This window comes from Cellulomonas septica (genome assembly GCF_012396155.1).
GTDB lineage: Bacteria > Actinomycetota > Actinomycetes > Actinomycetales > Cellulomonadaceae > Cellulomonas > Cellulomonas septica.
Map to the genome: position 1 here is coordinate 1 of NZ_JAAXOY010000537.1, position 2,501 is coordinate 2,501.

The following is a 2,501-nucleotide window of genomic DNA, read 5'->3' on the forward strand; positions in this document are numbered from 1 at the left end:
ATCGGCGCGACGTTGTCGGCCCGCGACGCCGGGCTCGCGACGGCGGCGGTCGCGCTCGACGCGTGGCACGCCCGGCACCCGCGCTGCCCACGCTGCGGTGCGGTGACGGTCGCGACGCAGTCGGGCTGGGTGCGCGCCTGCACGGTCGACGGCTCGGAGCACTACCCCCGCACGGACCCGGCGGTGATCATGGCGGTCGTCGACGACGAGGACCGGCTCCTGCTGGGGCACGCCACCGCGTGGGCGGCGCACCGCTGGTCGACGCTGGCCGGCTTCGTCGAGCCGGGGGAGTCGCTCGAGAACGCCGTGCGCCGCGAGGTCCGGGAGGAGACGGGCGTCGTCGTCGACACCGTCGAGTACCGGGGGAGCCAGCCGTGGCCGTTCCCCGCGTCGCTCATGCTGGGCTTCCGCGCGCACGCGCGCTCGACGGACGTGGCCGTGGACGGCGTCGAGCTCGAGACCGCCGCCTGGTTCACCCGCGGCGAGCTGCGCGACGCCGTGCTCTCGGGCGAGGTGATCCCGCCGGGACCGTCGTCGATCGCGCGTGCGCTCGTCGAGGACTGGTTCGGCGGCCGGCTCCCGGAGGGCACGTCGTCCTGACGCGCCGCGTCACGGGGCCGTGCGTGCCTCCGGACCCCGGGACGACGACGGCGCCCGCGCCGAGGGGGGCGGCGGGCGCCGTGACGAGCGGACCGGTCAGGCCTCGAGGCGCTCGCGGACCTGGACCAGCGACGGGTTGGTGAGCGCGCTGCCGTCGGGGAAGACGACGGTGGGCACCACGCGGTTGCCGCCGTTGACCGACTCGACGTACTGCGCGGCGGCGTCGTCCTGCTCGACGTCGACGACCGTGTAGCCGATGCCCGCGGAGTCGAGCTGCTTCTTCAGCCGGTGGCAGTACCCGCACCACGTGGTGGAGTACATCGTCACGGTGCCGGCCTGGGGCAGGGTCTCGGTGGTCATGGGTCCTCGTGGTGTCGACGGGCGGGGACCGGACGGCCGGGCCCCGACGGACGGGCGACGAGGAGCGCGCCTCGTCACGTGCTGCAACACGGTCGCACGGGCACGGCTTCCGCGCCGCCGGTGTGGCGTGGACCACACGGACGGCTGACCTGCGACGACCCTGTTGACGGGCGCACGGGTGTGTCGGTCGGGGCTGCAACACTGGTCGACGATGTCCGCCGACGCCCTCCTCGACGCCCTCGACCCCGAGCAGCGGGCCGTCGCCACCGCGCTGCGCGGACCGGTGTGCGTCCTCGCCGGTGCGGGGACGGGCAAGACGCGCGCGATCACGCACCGCATCGCGTACGGCATCCGCACCGGCGTCTACCGCCCGGGGAACGTCCTCGCGGTGACGTTCACGGCGCGCGCCGCGGGGGAGATGCGGACGCGGCTGCGCGGGCTCGGTGCGTCGGGCGTCCAGGCGCGCACGTTCCACGCGGCGGCGCTGCGGCAGCTCGGCTTCTTCTGGCCGAAGGTCGTGGGCGGCGCGCCGCCGCGGATCCTCGACCAGAAGGCGCAGGTCGTCGCGGAGGCGGCACGTCGCGTGGGCCTCTCGGTGGACCGGGTGAGCGTGCGCGACCTCTCCTCCGAGATCGAGTGGGCCAAGGTCTCGCTCGTCACGGCCGACGACTACGAGAAGGCGGTCGGGGCGATCGCCCGCCCGGCGCCGAGCGGCCAGGACCCGCAGGCCGTCGCTCGTCTCATGACGTCGTACGAGCAGGTCAAGACCGAGCGCGGCGTGATCGACTTCGAGGACGTCCTGCTGCTGCTGTCGGCGATGCTCGCGGAGCGCCGCGACGTCGCGGACGAGATCCGCGAGCAGTACCGGTACTTCGTCGTCGACGAGTACCAGGACGTCAGCCCGCTGCAGCAGTTCCTGCTCGACCAGTGGCTCGGTGGCCGGCACGAGCTGTGCGTCGTCGGCGACCCGAGCCAGACGATCTACTCGTTCGCGGGCGCGACGCCGTACCACCTGACGACGTTCGCGACGACGCACCCGGGTGCGACGGTCGTGCGCCTGGTCCGCGACTACCGCTCGACGCCGCAGGTGGTGAGCCTGGCCAACCGCGTCATCGACGCGACCCGCCGCGCGGGCGGCCCGGCGCCCCTCGAGCTGCGCGCGCAGCGCCCGGACGGCCCCGAGGTGCGCTTCACGGCCTACGACGACGACGAGGCCGAGGCGACCGGTGTCGCGCACGCGATCGGCCGCCTGGTCCGCAGCGGTGTCCGTCCCAGCGAGGTCGCGGTGCTGTACCGCACGAACGCGCAGTCGGAGGCCTTCGAGGAGGCGCTCGCGACCGCCGGGATCGCCTACCAGGTCCGCGGTGGCGAGCGGTTCTTCGCGCGGCGCGACGTCCGCGACGCCCTCGTCCTGCTGCGTGGCGGCGCCCGCTCCGCCGACCCGACGGTCCCCATGCCCGAGACGGTGCGCGACATCCTGCGGACGGTCGGCTGGGCGGAGGAGCCGCCGGCCGCGCGGGGCGCCGCGCGCGAGCGCTGGG

Annotated in this window: 3 protein-coding genes; 2 read left to right on the plus strand and 1 reads right to left on the minus strand. The window is 75.0% G+C overall.

Annotated elements, in window-relative coordinates:
- The coding region (gene nudC, locus HGA02_RS16210; protein WP_168680124.1) for an NAD(+) diphosphatase at nucleotides 1-600 on the plus strand (600 nt) is incomplete at its 5' end.
- 96 nt (nucleotides 601-696) lie between these two features.
- Here nudC and HGA02_RS16215 read toward each other — a convergent pair.
- Nucleotides 697-960, minus strand: a complete 264-nt coding sequence (locus HGA02_RS16215) for a mycoredoxin (protein ID WP_168680125.1) — start codon at nucleotides 958-960, stop codon at nucleotides 697-699.
- A 211-nt stretch (nucleotides 961-1,171) separates the two neighbouring features.
- Between HGA02_RS16215 and HGA02_RS16220 the strand changes: the two genes are divergently transcribed.
- A partial coding sequence (locus tag HGA02_RS16220) for an ATP-dependent helicase (RefSeq protein ID WP_168680127.1) occupies nucleotides 1,172-2,501 on the plus strand: 1,330 nt, incomplete at its 3' end.

Excerpts from the sequence above, each read along its gene's own strand:
- HGA02_RS16215 (WP_168680125.1), bottom strand. The coding sequence starts at position 960 with ATGACCACCGAGACCCTGCCCCAGGCCGGCACCGTGACGATGTACTCC.